This window comes from Micromonospora sp. C97 (genome assembly GCF_018070385.1).
Classification (GTDB): domain Bacteria; phylum Actinomycetota; class Actinomycetes; order Mycobacteriales; family Micromonosporaceae; genus Micromonospora; species Micromonospora parva.
In genome coordinates, this window is the sequence record NZ_JAGPXU010000018.1 from 68058 (window position 1) to 85455 (window position 17398).

The following is a 17398-nucleotide window of genomic DNA, read 5'->3' on the forward strand; positions in this document are numbered from 1 at the left end:
CAGTAGGTCGAACGGGCAGGTCAGGCGGCCAGGCGGCGGGCGATCGCGGGGATCACGATCGCGGCCGCGACCAGGTGGGTGAGCATCAGCAGCGCCTTGGTGGCCGCCCCGGCGTCGGCGACCACGTCCGGCACCAGCGACAGGACCGTCAGCGCCACCGTCGTGCGGACGAACGTGTGTCGCGGGCGCCGGGCGAAACGCGCGAGCAGCGCCGCGATGGCGACCCCGATCAGCGAGAAGACGGCGGTCAACACACCGAACCCCGACACCGGGATCGGGGTGCCGCTCAGATCGAGGCTGACGCCGGCCAGGTCGCCGGCGGCGGCGACGGCCATGGTGGCGGTGCTCGCGACGACGGCGGCGATGACACCGGTCCGGATCAGCGCGCCGACGGTCGACGTGGTGGTGCGGGTCGGGTTCACAGTGGCGGTCATCGTGCCCTCCGGTGGCTGGGTGCCCGGCTCGTTGCCGGGCTCTCACCAGGGCTACGAACGGAACCGGTCCCAATCGACAGCACGCCCAGAAATTTTTGGCGACGGCGCGAGGCGAGGCAGCCCCTTTGTCGCCGGACGCCTCGCCCCGCAACCGCCCGAGGGAGCTAGGCCTCGTCGGCGAGGTGCCAGACCTCGCGCATCGGAGCCCACCAGTCCCCCGACCCCGGCTCGGCGATCGACTCCTGGCACGGGTCGGTCAGTTTCCACCACTCCTGCGTGTGCGGGTCCGCGGCGATCAGCCGCTGATCGGCCTCGTAGTCGTCGCCGACGTACTCGTAGTAGCCGAACAACAGGTCGTCGTGGAGGAAGATGGTGTAGTTGCGGAAGTTCGCCTCGCGCAGCGTCTTCTCGACGCTCGGCCACACCTCGGCGTGTAGCCGCAGATAGTTTTCCCGCTGCTCGGGGCGGAGTCGGATCACGCAGCCATGACGTTGCACGTCGTGCCCTTTCGAGTGAGCTGATTCACTGGTGCCGAAGGCACCTGACCGTAGCGGTTGGACGGTGCCGGTGAGGGGCCAGCCGGGCACCGATGCCGACCGTTCCGCCAGGACTACGGACGGTCGCAGCGGGTCTACCCTCGGGTGATGGAGGGCCGCGTGCTGGTCGTCGAGGACGACTTCTCGATCCGGGAGGTCACCGCCCTCGGTCTGCGCCGCGCCGGCTTCCGGGTCGACACCGCTGTCGACGGGCGGCAGGCCCTGGCCGCGTTCCGCGCGCACCCGGTCGACCTCATCGTCCTCGACATCATGCTGCCGGGGCTGGACGGTCTGGAGGTCTGCCGGGAGATCCGGCGCGGCAGTCAGGTGCCGATCCTGATGTTGACCGCGCGCACCGACACGATCGACGTGGTGGTCGGGCTGGAGTGCGGCGCGGACGACTACCTGCGCAAGCCCTTCGACCTGCCCGAGTTGGTGGCCCGGGTCCGTTCGGTACTGCGTCGGGTGAACGTGCCGGCGGCGTCGACAGTCATCGAGGTCGGCGGCCTGGAGATCGACCCGGGCGGCTTCGTGGTCCGCCAGCACGGTCGGGAGGTGACGCTGACCGCCACCGAGTTCCGCCTGCTGCTGGAGCTGGCCCGGCGACCCGGCCAGGTCTTCACCCGGGAGCTGCTGCTGGACCTGGTGTGGAACCACGACTTCCTCGGCGACTCCCGACTGGTCGACGTGGCCGTGCAGCGACTACGCGCCAAGATCGAGGACGACCCGGCGCAGCCCCGGCTGATCCGGACCGTGCGCGGCGCCGGCTACAAACTGTCGACGGGCTGACGGGGGGGTGGGGCGATGGCCGGACGCGCGGTGCTCCCCGGCCGCCTGCGACGCCGGCTGACGATCGCGTTCGTCCTGGTCGCCGGCGTCTCGGCCGGGCTGCTCGCCGGCGGGACCGGGCTGCTGCTGCGGCAGTCCTGGTTGGACGCGTCGCTGCACGAGGCAGCCGCCGACGCCCGCTACCAACTCGTGCTCGCTGGGCAGTTCCTGCCGCTGACCGAGCAGCGCAGCACCGAACTGCTGACCAGCTTCGAGGCCAGCGGTCGGCACGTCGTGCTCGTCGACGGCCCGGCCCGCGCCTCGCACCCCGCGTACGCCCCGGTGCTGGGCACCCGGTTGCGGACCGTCGTCGCGGACGGGCGGCTCGGCTACCAACGCTCCGCGCCGGCGGAGCGTCCCCGGCTGCTGATCATCGGCGGGCGCATTCCCGGCTCGACCGCCGAGCTGTACGTCCTCACCGTCGAGGACGACGTCGCCACCGACCTGGGTCAGCTGCGCACCGCGCTGCTGGCCGGCTGGGCGCTCGTGGTGCTGCTCGCCGCGGCGGTGGGTCACGCGCTGGCCCGCCGCACGTTGGAGCCGGTGGGTCGGGCCAGCCGGGCCGCCCGAGCGCTCACCGAGGGCCTGCTCGCCACCCGCCTGCCGGTACGCGGGCGCGACGAGTTCAGCGTGTGGGCGGCGACGTTCAACGAGATGGCCGAGGCGCTGGAGGCGAAGATCGCGGCGTTGTCGGCCGCGCAGGCCCGCGAGCGACGGTTCACCGCCGACGTCGCGCACGAGCTGCGTACCCCGGTGACCGCGTTGGTGGCCGCGGCGTCGCTGCTGCGCGAGCACCTCGACCAGTTGCCCGAGGACGCCCAGCCGTCCGCCCGGCTGTTGATCGGCGACGTGGTCCGGTTGCGCCGGCTGGTCGACGATCTGATGGAGATCTCCCGGTTGGACGCCGGGCGGGAGCGGTTGACGGTGCGGCCGGTCGACGCGGTGGCGCTGCTGCACGGCATCGTCTCGGCACGCGGCTGGTCGGCGCGGGTGCGGGTCACCGGTGACCCGGTGGCGTTGCGCACCGACCCGCGCCGGCTGGAGCGCGTGCTGGCCAACCTGGTCGCCAACGCTGTCGAACACGGCGGTGGCGAGATCACGGCCAGCGTGGCGGGCGCGGGCCCGCTGGTCGTCTTCGAGGTCACCGACCAGGGGCCCGGCATCCCGGCCGAGCATCTGCCCCGGGTGTTCGACAGGTTCCACCAGGTCGACGCGTCCCGCTCGGCGCCGGGCAGTGGGCTCGGGCTGGCCATCGCGCGCGAGCACACCGATCTGCTCGGCGGCGCGCTGGGCGTGCACAGCGAACCGGGCGAGGGCACCCGGTTCCGGCTGGAGTTGCCCGCCGACGGCCCCGCCGGCCCGCAGGGTGACGTGCCGCGCCAGGACCAGCGCGCCGACCCGGGCCCGAGCGGGCGTGCCGCTGACCCGGTGGGCGGTGTGGGATGAGCCGCCGCGGCACGGTCCGGCTGGGCGTACCGGTGCTCGTCGCGGCGCTCCTGCTCGGCGGCTGCGGCACGTCCCGCTCCGGTGACCTGGGCCCGGCGCCCACCGCGCCGCCGACGAGCGCCGCACCCGGCAGCCGCCCGGCACCCGTCCCGACCGTGGCCGCGCAGCCGACGCCACCACGACCACCAACCGACCGCCCACCGAGTCCGTCGGCGGCGGCGTCCTCCGGCACGCGCCGGCCCGACCCGGTGACCATCGAGCTGTGGTACGTCCGCGCCGGGCTGTTGGTGCCGACCCGGCGCACCCGACCGGGCACTGTCGCGACGTCCCGGCTGGCGCTGACCGAACTGGCCGCCGGGCCGAGCCCGGCCGAGGCCGCCACCGGGATGACCACACTGCTTCCGGCCGGCGTCGAGGTCACCCGCATCACCGACGGCGTCGCGACACTGCGGGTGCCGTCCGTCGGCGACCCGGCCACGCGACGACTGCGTGAGGCCCAGGTGGTGTGGACGTTGACCCAGTTCCCCACCGTGCGGCAGGTCCGCCTCGACGGCGCGGCTGCGGTCGATCGGGCGGACTACGCGGATCTGCTGCCGCCGATAGTGGTCGCCGGCCCGGTCCCCGGCGAGCACGTCTCCGCGCCGCTCGTCGTCACCGGCACCGCCGTCGTCTTCGAGGCCACTGTGAGCGTCCGGGTGCTGGACGCCGCCGGCCGGGAGGTGGCCACCGGCTTCGGCACCGCCAGTTGCGGCAGCGGCTGCCGGGGTGGCTACCGGGTGGTGGTCGGCTGGCGCGCGGTCCGCGAACAGCAGGGCACTGTCGAGGTGTACGAGGTGTCCGCGGTGGACGGCGCACGGATCAACACGATGGCCGTGCCGGTGGTCCTCGCCGGTGGCGACTGACCACCCGAGAGCCGCGGCTCAGCGGCTTTCCGGGTCGGTCGATTGTGATCAGGTGGGCGATACTTGCCGGCGGGTCGTCCACCTGGCACAGACCTGTCACCGGCGCCGCGAAACGGGGATCCCGCATGCCGACCACGTCACCTGCCGCGTCGACGGGCGGGCCTCGCCGGCCGGTCCGCTGGCTGTCGACCACAGTGCTCGCCCTGCTCCTGCTGGCGGGCCTGGTCACACCGGCCGGCCTGGTCACACCGGCGGCGACCGTCGGTCGGCTGCCGGCCACCGTGCCGGCCGCCAGCACCTACGGCCCGTTCGACGTCGGCTTCGCCGAGGGCAGCGGTCTGCTCGACACCGATCTGACCCGCCGGCTGGACGACCTGGTCGCCTACGTTCCCGGCCGCTCCCCGATGATCCGCATCGACCTCGACTGGTGGTACGTGCAGCAGTGCCGCACCTGCGCGTTGCGCTGGGACCGACTCGACCCGGTGGTGGATGCCGCCCGCGCCCGGGGCATCCGGGTGCTGATGGTGCTCGCCTACGCGCCGCCCTGGGCCAACGGCGGCAACAGCACCGACAAGTGGTTCCCCACCGACGACGCCGACTGGACCGCTATCGTCAGCGCCACAGTGCGGCACTTCGCCGGCCGGGTGCACGCGTACGAGGTCTGGAACGAGCCGAACAACGGGCGGTCCGGCAGCTATGAAGGTTTCGGCAACTACGCCACCGACCGGAAGACCCGCTACTGGCAACTGGTCCGGCTCGCCCACCCCCTGATCCACGCCGAGTGCGCGGACTGCGTGGTCCTCGCCGGCGGCTCGGGGGGCGGCACTCCGGTCACCAGCACCGGCAACGTGAACGAGGCGGCGCTCTGGTTGGACTGGGCCTATCGCAACGGGTACGGCCCGTACTTCGACGCGGTGGCGCTGCACCCCTATCCGGCCTGGAACTCCGGTCTGGGCCCGGCCGCGCCGGAGTGCGTCAACCGCTGGTGGAACCTCTTCGGCCCGCCCGGGGAGAACCCGCCCTGCGGTGAACTGGCCTACCTGCGCTCGGTCATGGTCAACCACGGCGACGGGGCGAAGAAGATCTGGGGCACCGAGTTCGGCTACCCCACGTCCGGGGCGACCGGCCTGGGTCGGGAGACCCTGCGGGATCACCTGGTCCAGGGCGTGTCCATGTGGCGCTCACTCAGTTACACCGGGCCGCTGTTCCTCTACTCGTACCGGGACGCCTGCACCGATCCGACCAATCCGGAGTGCAACTTCGGAGTGGTGACGAGAGATTTCACCCCGAAAGAGCCGATCTTTACCGATTTGTCGGTTCAACTTTCGGACACCGCGCCGGCCAACCTGCGTACCGGGCAGACCCTGCGCCGGTGGGCCAAGCTGCGCTCCCTCGACGGCCGTTTCGAGTTCTGGTTGCAGGACGACGGCAACCTGGTGCTCTACCGGCGCAGCTCCGCCACCGCGCTCTGGGCCAGCAACACCCGCGACGGCGTGCGGCTGGTCAACGGCCCCGACGGGAACCTCGCCCTGTACCGCGCCAACGGCACGATCGCCTGGTCGACCCAGACCGGCGGTCACGGCCCCGCCAGTCTCTGGCTCCAGGAGGACGGCAACCTCGTCCTGTACCGCGACAGCGACGCGAAACCCGTCTGGGCGAGCAACACCATGGTGAGCTGACCAGACCCCCGATCCCCCGCTGAAACGCCATCGTTTCGCCGGCCAGATGCGAGGCAACTCACGAAAGCCTGCACGATCAGCGAACCGCGAACTAGGGTCAGTACGACATCGTTTCGCGGGGGGTCGAGATGCTGGGTGGTCAGCAGGTGGACGCGGGCGCCGGGGTGCCGGCTGCCCGGGCTCCGCGCTGCACCGACAGCGACCTGTTCACCGTCGTCATCGACACCCTGCGCGAGGTCGGCTACGACCGGATGACCATCGACGCCGTGGCCGCCCGCGCCCACGTCAGCAAGGCCACCATCTACCGGCGCTGGGACGGCAAGGCGGAGCTGGTCGTCGCCGCCCTGCGCGACCAGCGCGTGGGTGTGCACAACCCGCCCGACACCGGCTCCCTTCGCGGTGACCTGATCGAGTTGCTGCGGGCCACGGCCGCGATCTGCACTGCCGACTGCGACCTGATGCAGGCGTTGACCTTCGCCATGCGGACCAACCCCGAGCTGGAACGTCTGGTCCGTCACCAGGTGCTGCCGGCCGGGCGGGTGGCCAGCACCGCCATCCTGGTCCGGGCCGCCGCCCGCGGGGAGATCCCGCCGGAGGCCGGCGAGCGGGAGATGTTCCACGATCTGGCGCCCGCGCTCACCATGTCCCGCATCGTCGCGCACGGCCTACCCGCCGATGACGCGTTCCTCACCCAGGTCGTCGACCAGGTGCTGATCCCGGTGCTCCGCTATCAGCACGACGGTCCGTCGCCGGCCTGATTCACCGATATCCGTAACACGGAAGGCTTCACCATGCCCGGAACCACCTCGACCGCCCCCGGCGCGCCCAACGCCGGGGTGTCGACCGGCGCCCCGCATCCGCGGCGCTGGATCGCGCTGGCGGTCATCGCGGTCTCACAGCTGATGGTCGTCCTGGACGCCACCATCGTGAACATCGCACTGCCGCAGGCCCAGGCCGACCTGGGGATCACCGACGCGAACCGGCAGTGGGTGATCACCGCCTACACGCTGGCCTTCGGCGGTCTGCTGCTGCTCGGCGGTCGCATCGCCGACTACTGGGGGCGCAAGCGCACCTTCATCGTCGGCATGACCGGTTTCGCGCTCGCCTCGGCCCTGGGCGGTCTGGCCACCACCGGTGAGATGCTCTTCGCCGCCCGCGCGTTGCAGGGCGCCTTCGGCGCGCTGCTCGCCCCGGCCGCGCTGGCGCTGCTCACCGTTCTCTTCACCGAGACCACCGAGCGGGCCAAGGCCTTCGCGGTGTACGGCGCGATCGCCGGCGGTGGATCGGCTGTCGGTCTGCTGCTCGGCGGGGTGCTCACCGAGTACGCCGACTGGCGCTGGTGCCTGCTGGTCAACATCCCGGTCGCCGCGATCGCCATCGCCCTCGCCCTCCCGCTGGTGCCGGAGAGTCGGGCCCACGGCAACACCCGCTACGACGTACCCGGTGCGATCGTGGTGACCGCCGGCCTGGTCTCCCTGGTGTACGGCTTCACCAAGGCCGCCGAGGACGGCTGGGACGCCACCGCGACGCTCGGTTTCATCGCCGCGGGCGTGCTGCTGCTCGCCGCGTTCGTGGTGATCGAGCTGCGCTCCAGCCACCCGCTGCTGCCGCTGCGGATCCTGCTGGACCGCAACCGGGGCGGGGCGTTCCTCACGTCGACGCTGATCGGCGCGGGCCTGTTCGGGGCGTTCCTCTTCCTGACCTTCTACTTCCAGGTGGTGTTGCAGTACAAGCCCCTGGAGGCCGGTCTCGCGTCCCTGCCGGTCACCGCCGGTGTGCTGATCGCCGCGGGTGGCGCCAGCCAGCTGATGCCCCGGTTGGGGGCCAAGCCGCTGATGGTCGCCGGTTCGGCGCTCGCCGCCCTGGGCATGCTGGTGCTGACCCAGATCGACGTGGACACCCCGTTCCTCACCCACCTGCTGCCCGCGCAGGTCGTCCTGGGCCTCGGGTTGGGCTTCACCTTCGTCCCGCTGTCCAGCCTCGCCCTGGTCGGGGTGCCGGAGCACGACGCCGGCGCGGCCAGCGCGACGCTCAACGCCACCCAGCAGATCGGCGGCTCGCTCGGCACCGCGCTGCTGAACACCTTCTACACCAGCGCGGTCGCCGCCTACCTGGTCGGCCGGGCGCCGAACCCGGTCAACCAGGTCGAGGCGCTGGTGCACGGCTACCGGGTGGCCTTCGCCTGGGGCGCGGCGCTGATCGTGCTCGCCGGGCTGGCCACACTGGTCCTGGTGAAGGTCCGCAAGGAGGACGTCCCGACCGGCAACACCGTGCACATGGGTTGAGCTGACCGCCGTGGCCGCCGGCCGGAGCGCCCCGAGCCTGGGGCGGGCCGGCCGGTGGCCACGTCCGGTAACGTCCCGATCATCGTCGAAAATCCGTTGAGGAGACCCATGTCGACCCCTGCTGACCAGATCATCACCGCTCTGCGCGCGGGCCACGAGGAGCTCGCCGCGCTCGTCCGGGACCTCAAGGAAGACGACCTGCTCCGCCCGTCCGGGGCCAGTGAGTGGCAGGTGTCGCAGGTGCTGAGCCACCTGGGCAGCGGCGCCGAGATCAACCTGGCGACGCTGGAGGCGGCCCGCACCGGCACGCCCGGCCCGGACGGGGACTTCAACCGTGGCGTCTGGGCCCGCTGGGACGCGATGTCCCCGGCCGAGCACGCCGCCGGCTTCCTCGCCAGCAACGAACGACTGGTCGAGGCGTACGAGGCGTTGGACGCCGAGAGCCGGGCCTCGATGCGCGTCGACCTCGGCTTCCTGCCGGAGCCGGTCGACGTGGCCACCGCGGCCCGGTTCCGGCTCAGTGAGTTCGCCCTGCACCAGTGGGACGCCGAGGTGGCGTTCAACAGGTTCGCGGCGGTGACGCCGGGGGCGGTGGCGCTGCTGCTCGACCAGATCGGCGGCATGCTGGCCTGGACCAGCCGACCGCATGAGTTGGACGGTCGGGGGGCCACCCTGCTGGTCCGGCTGCACGCGCCCGAGCGGACGTTCGGGCTGCGGCTGGGTGAGCAGGTCGAGATCGTCGACGCGCCGGAGCATCCCGACGGCGAGCTGGTGGCGCCGGCCGAGGCGTGGCTGCGGCTGGCCACCGGACGGCTGGGTCCCCAGCACACCCCCGACGGGGTGCTGGTGACCGGTTCGGTGACCCTCGACGACCTGCGCCGGGTCTTCGTCGGCTTCTGAGACGGTGCCGCGCGGGCCGGTGATCCGGCCCGCGCGGTGTCTCAGCCCTTCACGCAGACCACCTGCTTGAGGTGCGCGACCACCTCGACCAGATCCTCCTGCTGGGCCATCACCTCGGTGATGTCCTTGTACGCGCCGGGGATCTCGTCAACCACCCCGGCGTCCTTGCGGCACTCCACCCCGGCGGTCTGCGCGGCCAGGTCCGCGGTGCTGAACGTCCGCTTGGCCTGCGCCCGGGACATCCGACGCCCCGCGCCGTGCGACGCCGAGCAGTACGCGTCCGGGTTTCCCCGCCCCCGCACGATGTACGACCCGGTGCCCATCGACCCGGGGATGATGCCCAGCTCACCCCGGCCGGCCCGGATCGCGCCCTTGCGGGTCACCAGCACGTCCACCCCGTCGTAGCTCTCCTCCGAGACGTAGTTGTGGTGGCAGCTGATCGGCTCGTCGTAGCCGACCTGCGGGAAGTGCTCACGCACCACGCCGCAGAGCAGGGCCAGCATGACCGCCCGGTTGCGCCGCGCGTACTCCTGCGCCCAGAACAGGTCCCGCCGGTACGCGTCCATCTCGGGCGTCCCGGCGAGGAACACCGCCAGGTCCCGGTCCGGAAGGTCGGCGTTGTGCGGCAGCCCCCGGGCCACGGCGATGTGCCGCTCGGCCAGTTCCTTGCCGATGTTGCGGGACCCGGAGTGCAGCATCAGCCAGACCCGGCCCTCGTCGGCGCCGCCCTGCTCCAGGCAGACCTCGATGAAGTGGTTGCCCCCGCCGAGGGTGCCGATCTGCCGCTGCGCCCGCGTCTGCAACTGCGCCACCCGTCGGTCCAGGCCGGCGAACCGGCCCCAGAAGTCGGCCCAGCCGGCCTGCTCCAGGCCCCGGATCCGGCGCGGGTCGACCGGGTCGGTGCGCTGGGCGAAGCCGACCGGGATGGTGGCCTCGATCGCGGAGCGCAGCCCGGCCAGGTCGTCCGGCAGGTCGGCGGCGGTCAGCGAGGTCCGCACCGCCGACATCCCGCAGCCGATGTCGACGCCCACCGCGGCCGGGGAGACGGCCTGCCGCATCGCGATCACCGAGCCGACCGTGGCGCCCTTGCCGAAGTGCACGTCGGGCATGACGGCGACGCCCTGCACCCACTGCAGCGCGCCGATGTTGCGCAGCTGCTTGGCGGCCTGCGGCTCGATGGCGTACGGGTCGGTCCAGACCCGGACCGGTGCCCGGGTACCAGCGAGCGGGGTGAATCCCATCGTGGTCTCCTTGTGTCGTGCCGGCACCAACGTCGCATGGTGACCGGAAATGATCGCGTACCGGAAGGCCGGGCGCGGAAGTTCGTCGGATACGAAAAGACCGCCCGACCCGCAGGGGTGGGCGGCGACACCGGACGCGTTGGCGTCAGCGGTGGCGTCGCCCTGGTCGCCGGCCCTCAGCGAGCTGACCGAGACAAGTGGGCTGACCGAGATACCGGCACCGTGCGCCCGAGGGCAACCCGGCACCCGCACCTGGCGTGCGCCAGATGGTCGTGGTGCGGTCGCGCTGCGACACGGCGTACTCCCCGGGGTCTGATCGGTTGACCTTGCTTCGATGACGGTAGGCGGGCCGCGGCCTGTCCGCAAAGGATATTGCGCGCCGGTCGCCCTGGGCTCGGGCGTCGGCCCGAGCGGCTCAAGATCGTGCTCGATCCAGGAAAGAGGGCCCTCAGGATGCGACGAGGCCACCACATCATTGTTCGAGCGCGATCAGACGAGTTTCGCCGACGCGGACACCCGTAGCCCGGGGCACGGCCTCGTGGCGGTGGCCGTCGGGTGGCGGGCCGCTTCGGCTCCGGCACCGTCGGTGAGGGTGGCGGTGACGGAGCCGAAGAACTGGCCCTTGTCGTAGTGGCCGATGGTGCTGGCGCGGTAGTCGGGCTCGTGCGCGATCGGCAGCAGGTCGGGAATCGCCATGGCCGCGAAGCTACCGCCGGGCTACGACACGGGCACCACCCGGAAGGACTGCGCGGCGGTGCCGTTGCAGGCGTACTGGATGAGCTGGACGCTGTCCGCCGTCGACGCTCCCGGCACGTCGAGGCACTTGCCGCTGCCGCGGTTGACCAGGCGGTAGTAGCCGCCGCCCTCGGGCTCGGCCCGCCACTGCTGGTTGTTGCCGCCGCTGTAGGACCAGAGCTGGATGGGCGCCGAGTCGGCCGTCGACCTGTTGGTCACGTCGAGCACCTGGGCGCTGTTGTTGCGGTTGTTGACCCGCAGGTACCCGTCGCTGGTCGGCACGAACTGGTACTGCTGGGCGGCGCTGCCGTTGCACGCGTACTGCTGGATGGCGGTGCCGTTCGCGCTGGCCGCGGCCCGCGCGTCCACGCACTTGCCGTTGCCCCGGTTGACCACCGTGTGCCAGGCGGTCGGCGAGATCGTGCCGTCGGACGGCGGGGGCGTCGTCGGCGGGACGGTGCCGGCACCGGCGAGCCAGTGCAGCCCGTCGATCAGCAGCTGGTTCTGCTGCGGGCTGTCGAAGGTGGAGGACAGCCCGGTGTTGGTGCTGTAGTTCATCGCGTTGTGCCCGAAATTGGCGTAGAGCATCTTGTACTGCCGGTTGCTCCAGACCAGCGGGTAGTAGCCGCCGTACCAGGACTGGTTGGGGTCGGTGCCGACCGGGAAGCTGGACGGGTCGACCGAGGCCAGGATGTCGATGTTGGGGTTCTGCCGCAGGTCGTTGCTCCAGGAGTACCACTCGCTGATCGAGGACGGGAAGGTCGCCGGGAGGTTCCGGGTGGCGGGGTGGGTGCGGTTGTCGGCGCGCATGGTGACCCGGGTGGGCCCCCAGGTGTTGGTCTGGAACGCCCCGGTTCCGAGGAAGGTGTTGTAGTACCAGCTCCAGCTCGACGGGTTGTCGGTCCACGCGCTGACGTGGAAGCCCAACCACGCTCCGCCGTTCTGCATGTACTGCTGGAACGCGGCGCGTTGCCCGGTGGGCGGCGCGTCGTCAAGGAACATGACGACCTTGTACTGGGCCAGGTTGGCGGTGTTCAGCAGGCCCCAGTTGTTGGTGGCCTCCCAGGAGAAGCCGTACTGGGCGGCGGCCTGCGGGAACCAGGCCCGGGCGTCCTTGACGAAGTCGATGTGCGCGGCGTCCCAGGTGCCGTTGTAGAAGGCCAGGACCTTGAACGTCGGCGCGGCCTGCGCACTGCGCGAGGCGCTGACAGCGACACCGGCGGTCAAGGCGACGACCAGGGCGACGAACAACGACAGGATCCTTCTGGTACGGGAGGAGAGTTCTGCGATCACCTGATCGTCCCTTCGGTGGGGACGCGCGCCGCCGCGTCGAGGTACATCTGTTCACAAGGTTTACAGATAGACGAAAGGTTATTCCTCTGACCAGATCGCGTCAATCGCCGATCGCCCGAACGGGTGGGATTCCTCCGGCAACGGGTACCCCCGCCGGATGACCAGCCCGGACGCCGTCGACGTCGACACGCCGCTCGCCGTGGACGTGCCCGCCGCGCCGCACGACGCCAGCGGCGAACATGTGCCGATCCGCGACCTGGCCGGCCTCGCGCCGCCGACCCGGTCGGCGCGCCGCTGGACCCCGAGCCGGGTGGTGGCCACCCCCGCGGCGCTCGACCACCCGCACGGCCAACGGATCGTCGAACGGGTGCGGGCACTCGGCATCGAGGTGGAACACCTGCGCGCCAACCGGCTCACCGGGGTACGCGGGCAGACCGACCGGGAAACCTACGCGCGGGCCAAGTCGACAATGGCGATCGTGGTGAGCCCACCCTCGCGGCGTGTCCTGCAACCCATCGCGCCCAGCGCGGACTGGCGGGTCGACCTGGCCGAGGGCTGCCCGGCGCACTGTCAGTACTGCTACCTCGCCGGATCCCTGTCCGGCCCACCGGTGACCCGGGTGTACGCCGACCTCGACGACATCCTCGCCGGGTTGGCCGCGTACGCCGGGCGCGGTACGGTGACCAGCCGCAACGCGCGGCGCGCCGACGAGGGCACCACCTTCGAGGCGTCCTGCTACACCGACCCGCTCGCCCTTGAGCACCTGACCGGCAGTTGGCGGCGCGCGGTGCAGCACTTCGCCGACTGGGACGCCCCCGTGCAGTTGCGCTGGACCACCAAGTACGCCGACGTGGACACCTTCGTCGGCCTGCCGCACGCCGGCCGGACCCGGGTCCGCTTCAGCGTCAACTGCGCCCCGGTCAGCCAACGGTTCGAGGGCGGCACCGCCCGGGTGCCGGACCGACTGGCCGCGCTGCGCCGGCTCGCCCTCGACGGCTACCCGGTCGGGCTGACCATCGCGCCGATCATCGCGCTGCCGGACTGGCGGGAGCACTACGGCGACCTGCTCGACCAGGTCCGCGCGGCGGTCGACGGGGTGCCCGATGTGGACCTGACCGCCGAGCTGATCACCCACCGGTTCACGCCGGGCAGCAAGGAGGTGCTGCTCGGCTGGTACCCGCGTACCCGGCTGGAGATGGACGAGGAGTCCCGCAGCCGCAAGCACGGCAAGTTCGGCGCGGTGAAGTACGTCTACCCCCGCGAGCAGATGACCGAGCTGCGCGACTGGTTCACCACCGAGCTGACCGCCCGCGTCCCGGCCTGCCGGATCCTCTACTGGACCTGACCCCGGGCTAGACGCCGACGGCGCCGTCGATGCCCTCGCGGAGAAAATCGGCGTGGCCGTTGTGTCGGGCGTACTCGTGGATCAGGTGCAGCATCACCAGCCGCAGTGACACGGTCTCGCCGGAGCGGGCGTTGCGGCCGGTCACGTCGAGCGACGCGGCGGACCGCTCGATCCGGCGGGCGTGCGCGACCTCACGCTCCCAGGCGTCGAACGCCTCGGCCCGGGTGGCCGAGCTGGCGTCGTACGCCTGCTGGAAGTCGCCGGTCTCCGACCACACCAGCGGGATGTCCTCGCCGTCGATGACCCGCCGGAACCAGGCGCGCTCCACCTCGGCCATGTGTCGCACCAGGCCGAGCAGGGACAGGGTGGAGGGCGGCATCGACTGCCGGCGCAGGTCCCCGTCGGAGAGACCCTCGCACTTGAGGGCCAGCGTGGCGCGGTGGAAGTCGAGGAACGCGCGCAGCGTCTCCCGCTCGTCGCCGGTAACCGGGGGGCCGATCCGTTCGGTGGTCATTGAAACGATCATGCCGGACGGCGGCTGCGGGGTCCGGCCTGGGTCAGCCGACCGAGGATCGGGCGACCGGGGCGGCGAAGAACGTGTCCGGGTACGGCTCGTCGCGCAGGCTGTAGTGCCACCACTCCCGGTCGTAGTTGACGAACCCGGCGTCGGTCATCAGCCGCCGCAACAACTGCCGGTTGTCCCGCGCCGTCGCGGTGACTGAGGGGTCGGTGGTGTGCGCCCGGGGGTCGAAACAGTCGAAGCCGGTACCCATGTCGATGCTGTTGTCGGCGAAGCGCTGGGCGCGCGGCGCGGTGCAGGCGACCAGCGGTTGCCCGACCCGGTACGGGGGTTGGCTGGCGGCGGGATCGTCGACAAGGGTCAGGTCCAGGGTGCTGCCGCGGCTGTGCGCGGTGGGCGCCCCGATGTAGCCGTCGGCGAAGAGCCGGTTCTTGGCGAGGTCCGGGTAGAACTCGGCCTTGGTCTGCTGCTCGTCGGGGCGCTTCGACCAGGCCACGAAGTCGTCCACCGCCGGTTGCGGGCGGTAGCAGTCGTACACCTTGATGCTGTGTCCGCTGGCCAGCGCGGCGTCCTGTACGCGGCGCAGCGCCTGGGCCGCCTGCCGGGTGAGCAGGCACAGCGGCTCCCGGTAGCCGCTGATCGGCCGGCCGACGAAGTTGTGCGCCGTGGCGTAGCGGATGTCGGCGTGGATGCGCGGGTCGACGTCCGTCAGCACCACGAACCCCGGCAGCGGGGGTGCCCCGGACGGGGTCGGCGCGGGGGTGGGGCTCGCCGACGTGGGCTGCGGCCCGGTCGGCGCGGGTCGGGGCTCCGCCCGCGAGCAGCCGGCGAGCAGCGCGACGAGCGCGACGACGACGGCCAGGCGGTGACGCACCAGTCCTGTCTATCAGCCCAGCCAGGGCCGCTGTCCCAGGATCCGCTCGCGGTGCGCGAAGTCGCCCTGCCCCCGGCCGCCGGACACTGCGAATCCACGAAAGTCGATTCCACCTGGAGCCATTTGTCGACGCAATCAACGAAAGTTGGCGAAAAAGCTCCGGAAGTTTTCCGCAACTCCAGCCAAGCTTCGGTCGACCTGGCATGTCGTCAAACCCCATCGGTGAGGCAAGATGACCCGTGGAACGGGCACGCCGTTTCGGGACACACGGTGGACGACGACTTCTGGTCGTTCCTCCGGCTCGGTGAAGGAGACGCGGGTGGGCGCGGACGACGGACGCAGGGTGACCATCACCGCGATCGCACGGGAGGCCGGGGTGTCGGTGCCGACCGTGTCACGGGTGCTCAACGGACGCTCCGATGTGGCCCCGGACACCCGCGAGCGGGTCGAGGAGTTGTTGCGCCACCACGGCTACCGACGTCGGACCAGCCGCAGCGTTCGCCGCGCCGGCCTGGTCGACCTGGTCTTCAACGACCTGGACAGCCCCTGGGCCGTGGAGATCATCCGCGGTGTGGAGGACGTCGGGCACGGGGCGGGTGTCGGCACCGTGGTCTCCGCGATCCACCGGCAGCCCACCGCGGCCCGGCAGTGGTTGCAGAACCTGCGCACCCGGGCCACCGACGGCGTCATCTTCGTGACCTCGCACCTCAGCGCGCCGCTGCACGCGCAGCTGCGTCGCCTCAACGTGCCGGTGGTGGTCGTCGACCCGGCCGGCGTGCCGGCCATGGACGTGCCGACGATCGGCGCGACCAACTGGGCCGGCGGGCTCGCCGCCACCGAACACCTGCTCGCCGTCGGGCACCGGCGCATCGGTTTCGTGGCCGGGCCGACGCATCTGCTGTGCAGCCGGGCGCGACTCGACGGTTACCGGGCCGGGCTGGAGGCCGCCGGCGTGCCGGTCGACGACGCGCTGATCTACCCGGGCGACTTCTACCACGCCTCCGGGTTCGCGGGCGGGACCGCGCTGCTCGACCTCGCCGACCCGCCGACCGGCATCTTCGCCGCCAGCGACCAGATGGCCTTCGGCGTCTACGAGGCGATCCGCCGCCGCGGGCTGCGCGTCCCGGACGACGTGAGCGTGGTGGGTTTCGACGACCTGCCGGAGGCCCGCTGGGCGTCCCCGCCGCTGACCACCGTTCGCCAGCCGTTGGTCGAGATGGGACGGTTGGCAGCCCGGACGGTGCTCCGCCTCGCCCAGGGCGAGGGCATCGACTCGCCCCGGGTGGAACTGGCCACCGAACTTGTCGTGCGCGACAGCACCACCGCCCCGCCGACCGGGTCACCCGCCTCGGCGTGACGGCCGGACCTGCCGCAGAAACCGGTTGGACCGGTTCCGGTCCGTTCCGGAAAGTTCCGGCCAGGTCGTGGCCGGCCCGGGCGCGGTGAGCGACCGACGGTCACCCACCGCGCCGCACGGTCAGTGGTGGTGGTGCCAGCGGACCGCCTTGCGGATGGTCACCGGCAGTGCTGGCGCACCGTCGACCGGTGCCGGGTCCTCGGCGGTCGGCGCCACTCCCCCGGCGGCGATCCGGTCGAGGGTGGCCAGGCCGGCCGCGTCGACCTCGCCGAAGATCGTGTAGTTCGGGCGCAGCGCGGAGTTGGCGTAGACCAGGAAGAACTGGCTGCCGTTGGTGTCCGGCCCGGCGTTCGCCATCGCGAGGACGCCCCGGGCGTACACCCGGCGTTCCCCGGTCGGGTCGGTGGGCGCGGGAGGCAGGTCGGTCGGCAGTTCGTCGCGGTACCGGTAGCCCGGGCCGCCCTCGCCGGTTCCGGACGGGTCACCGCACTGCAACACGCTCAGCGTGGGGTACGCGGTGAGGCGGTGACACGGGGTGCGGTCGTAGAAACGCTTGCTGACCAGGTGCAGGAAGCTCTGCACCGTGCACGGCGCGGCGGCCCGGTCCAGTGTCAACCCGATCGGCCCGTGGTTGGTCGCCAGGGTCACCCGGACGCTGCCCCGGGCCGGGGTGCGGCGCGGGTCGGGCGGCAACGGCACCGGTCGGGCCGCGGGCTCGTCCGGGGTCTCGGTGTACGCGCACGGGCCGTGGGTGGTGCGCGGCGGTCTGGCGGCGTCGGCGGCGGTGGGCGGCGCTGCGGACACGCGCACCGCGTCGGCCGCCGGGGCCGGCGCGGCGAGCGCGGTGGCGGACGCTCCGACGACCAGCGCCCCGGCGAGCACTGTCACCCCCGCGAGGCGGGTCAGGGCGCGCACCGGCCGGCGGGGTGCCGCCACTGCGGGGCGCGGTTCGGGTTCACTCGGCACAGGGATCCTCCTGGACTGGTGGTGCCAGAAAGACCGGAGTCTATGGACGGCAACGCC

Annotated in this window: 17 protein-coding genes; 9 read left to right on the forward strand and 8 right to left on the reverse strand. The window is 72.0% G+C overall.

Going from position 1 to position 17398, the window contains the following annotated elements:
- Positions 1-20: 20 nt before the first annotated feature.
- Entirely contained in the window at positions 21-434 is a 414-nt protein-coding gene (locus KBX26_RS21995; RefSeq protein ID WP_210866317.1) for a DUF6069 family protein, read from the reverse strand.
- Positions 435-598: 164 nt separating this feature from the next.
- Positions 599-913, reverse strand: a complete 315-nt coding sequence (locus KBX26_RS32810; protein ID WP_245233636.1) for an L-rhamnose mutarotase — start codon at positions 911-913, stop codon at positions 599-601.
- Between the two features lie 165 nt (positions 914-1078).
- On the opposite strand from KBX26_RS32810, the gene KBX26_RS22005 reads away from it, so the two are divergent.
- The 7 genes from KBX26_RS22005 to KBX26_RS22035 all read left to right on the forward strand — a co-directional run bounded on the left by KBX26_RS22005 (position 1079) and on the right by KBX26_RS22035 (position 9010).
- Positions 1079-1759: a response regulator transcription factor gene (locus KBX26_RS22005; RefSeq protein WP_210866318.1), complete on the forward strand. Its 681-nt coding sequence runs from the start codon at positions 1079-1081 to the stop codon at positions 1757-1759.
- A 15-nt stretch (positions 1760-1774) separates the two neighbouring features.
- A complete protein-coding gene (locus KBX26_RS22010) occupies positions 1775-3244 on the forward strand; it encodes a cell wall metabolism sensor histidine kinase WalK (RefSeq protein ID WP_210866319.1) in 1470 nt (489 codons plus the stop codon).
- The gene (locus KBX26_RS22015; protein ID WP_247680937.1) at positions 3241-4146 is read left to right on the forward strand and encodes a Gmad2 immunoglobulin-like domain-containing protein; all 906 of its coding nucleotides are present in this window, start codon (positions 3241-3243) and stop codon (positions 4144-4146) included. Before KBX26_RS22010 ends, KBX26_RS22015 begins: the two co-directional genes overlap by 4 nt.
- A gap of 125 nt (positions 4147-4271) precedes the next feature.
- Positions 4272-5825 carry a hypothetical protein gene (locus tag KBX26_RS22020; protein WP_210866320.1) on the forward strand — a complete coding sequence of 518 codons (1554 nt, stop codon included), beginning with the start codon at positions 4272-4274 and terminating at the stop codon, positions 5823-5825.
- A 128-nt stretch (positions 5826-5953) separates the two neighbouring features.
- Positions 5954-6583, forward strand: a complete 630-nt coding sequence (locus KBX26_RS22025) for a TetR/AcrR family transcriptional regulator (RefSeq protein WP_051708495.1) — start codon at positions 5954-5956, stop codon at positions 6581-6583.
- A gap of 33 nt (positions 6584-6616) precedes the next feature.
- Positions 6617-8110, forward strand: a complete 1494-nt coding sequence (locus KBX26_RS22030; RefSeq protein ID WP_210866321.1) for an MFS transporter — start codon at positions 6617-6619, stop codon at positions 8108-8110.
- Between the two features lie 108 nt (positions 8111-8218).
- Complete coding sequence (locus tag KBX26_RS22035) at positions 8219-9010, forward strand: maleylpyruvate isomerase family mycothiol-dependent enzyme (RefSeq protein WP_210858865.1); 792 nt, start codon at positions 8219-8221, stop codon at positions 9008-9010.
- Between the two features lie 41 nt (positions 9011-9051).
- On the opposite strand, the gene KBX26_RS22040 is transcribed toward KBX26_RS22035, so the two are convergent.
- The 3 genes from KBX26_RS22040 to KBX26_RS22050 form a co-directional block, all read right to left on the reverse strand.
- Positions 9052-10251 (reverse strand): RtcB family protein, encoded by a 1200-nt coding sequence (locus KBX26_RS22040; RefSeq protein ID WP_210866322.1) that lies wholly within the window; start codon positions 10249-10251, stop codon positions 9052-9054.
- Positions 10252-10740: 489 nt separating this feature from the next.
- The gene (locus KBX26_RS22045; protein WP_030332419.1) at positions 10741-10947 is read right to left on the reverse strand and encodes a hypothetical protein; all 207 of its coding nucleotides are present in this window, start codon (positions 10945-10947) and stop codon (positions 10741-10743) included.
- Positions 10948-10968: 21 nt separating this feature from the next.
- Positions 10969-12279, reverse strand: a complete 1311-nt coding sequence (locus tag KBX26_RS22050; RefSeq protein WP_307857879.1) for an RICIN domain-containing protein — start codon at positions 12277-12279, stop codon at positions 10969-10971.
- Positions 12280-12436: 157 nt separating this feature from the next.
- Between KBX26_RS22050 and KBX26_RS22055 the strand changes: the two genes are divergently transcribed.
- Positions 12437-13624: a spore photoproduct lyase family protein gene (locus tag KBX26_RS22055; protein WP_209444556.1), complete on the forward strand. Its 1188-nt coding sequence runs from the start codon at positions 12437-12439 to the stop codon at positions 13622-13624.
- A gap of 7 nt (positions 13625-13631) precedes the next feature.
- Here the strand turns inward: KBX26_RS22055 and KBX26_RS22060 are convergent, their stop codons facing one another.
- Positions 13632-14138: a DinB family protein gene (locus KBX26_RS22060; protein WP_210858867.1), complete on the reverse strand. Its 507-nt coding sequence runs from the start codon at positions 14136-14138 to the stop codon at positions 13632-13634.
- Between the two features lie 43 nt (positions 14139-14181).
- Positions 14182-15018, reverse strand: coding sequence for a M15 family metallopeptidase (locus KBX26_RS22065; RefSeq protein ID WP_307857880.1), 837 nt, complete (start codon positions 15016-15018; stop codon positions 14182-14184).
- Positions 15019-15337: 319 nt separating this feature from the next.
- On the opposite strand from KBX26_RS22065, the gene KBX26_RS22070 reads away from it, so the two are divergent.
- On the forward strand, positions 15338-16375 hold the full coding sequence (locus KBX26_RS22070; RefSeq protein WP_030332410.1) for a LacI family DNA-binding transcriptional regulator: 1038 nt from the start codon (positions 15338-15340) through the stop codon (positions 16373-16375).
- A gap of 120 nt (positions 16376-16495) precedes the next feature.
- On the opposite strand, the gene KBX26_RS22075 is transcribed toward KBX26_RS22070, so the two are convergent.
- A complete protein-coding gene (locus KBX26_RS22075; RefSeq protein WP_307857881.1) occupies positions 16496-17341 on the reverse strand; it encodes a peptidylprolyl isomerase in 846 nt (281 codons plus the stop codon).
- Between the last annotated feature and the right edge of the window lie 57 nt (positions 17342-17398).

What these genes read in the sequence shown, in the direction of transcription:
- KBX26_RS21995 (WP_210866317.1), bottom strand. Translation starts at nt 434, where the DNA reads ATGACCGCCACTGTGAACCCGACCCGCACCACCACGTCGACCGTCGGC.
- KBX26_RS22005 (WP_210866318.1), top strand. Translation starts at nt 1,079, where the DNA reads ATGGAGGGCCGCGTGCTGGTCGTCGAGGACGACTTCTCGATCCGGGAG.
- KBX26_RS22010 (WP_210866319.1), top strand. Translation starts at nt 1,775, where the DNA reads ATGGCCGGACGCGCGGTGCTCCCCGGCCGCCTGCGACGCCGGCTGACG.
- KBX26_RS22015 (WP_247680937.1), top strand. Translation starts at nt 3,241, where the DNA reads ATGAGCCGCCGCGGCACGGTCCGGCTGGGCGTACCGGTGCTCGTCGCG.
- KBX26_RS22020 (WP_210866320.1), top strand. Translation starts at nt 4,272, where the DNA reads ATGCCGACCACGTCACCTGCCGCGTCGACGGGCGGGCCTCGCCGGCCG.
- KBX26_RS22025 (WP_051708495.1), top strand. Translation starts at nt 5,954, where the DNA reads ATGCTGGGTGGTCAGCAGGTGGACGCGGGCGCCGGGGTGCCGGCTGCC.
- KBX26_RS22030 (WP_210866321.1), top strand. Translation starts at nt 6,617, where the DNA reads ATGCCCGGAACCACCTCGACCGCCCCCGGCGCGCCCAACGCCGGGGTG.
- KBX26_RS22035 (WP_210858865.1), top strand. Translation starts at nt 8,219, where the DNA reads ATGTCGACCCCTGCTGACCAGATCATCACCGCTCTGCGCGCGGGCCAC.
- KBX26_RS22040 (WP_210866322.1), bottom strand. Translation starts at nt 10,251, where the DNA reads ATGGGATTCACCCCGCTCGCTGGTACCCGGGCACCGGTCCGGGTCTGG.
- KBX26_RS22045 (WP_030332419.1), bottom strand. Translation starts at nt 10,947, where the DNA reads ATGGCGATTCCCGACCTGCTGCCGATCGCGCACGAGCCCGACTACCGC.
- KBX26_RS22055 (WP_209444556.1), top strand. Translation starts at nt 12,437, where the DNA reads ATGACCAGCCCGGACGCCGTCGACGTCGACACGCCGCTCGCCGTGGAC.
- KBX26_RS22060 (WP_210858867.1), bottom strand. Translation starts at nt 14,138, where the DNA reads ATGACCACCGAACGGATCGGCCCCCCGGTTACCGGCGACGAGCGGGAG.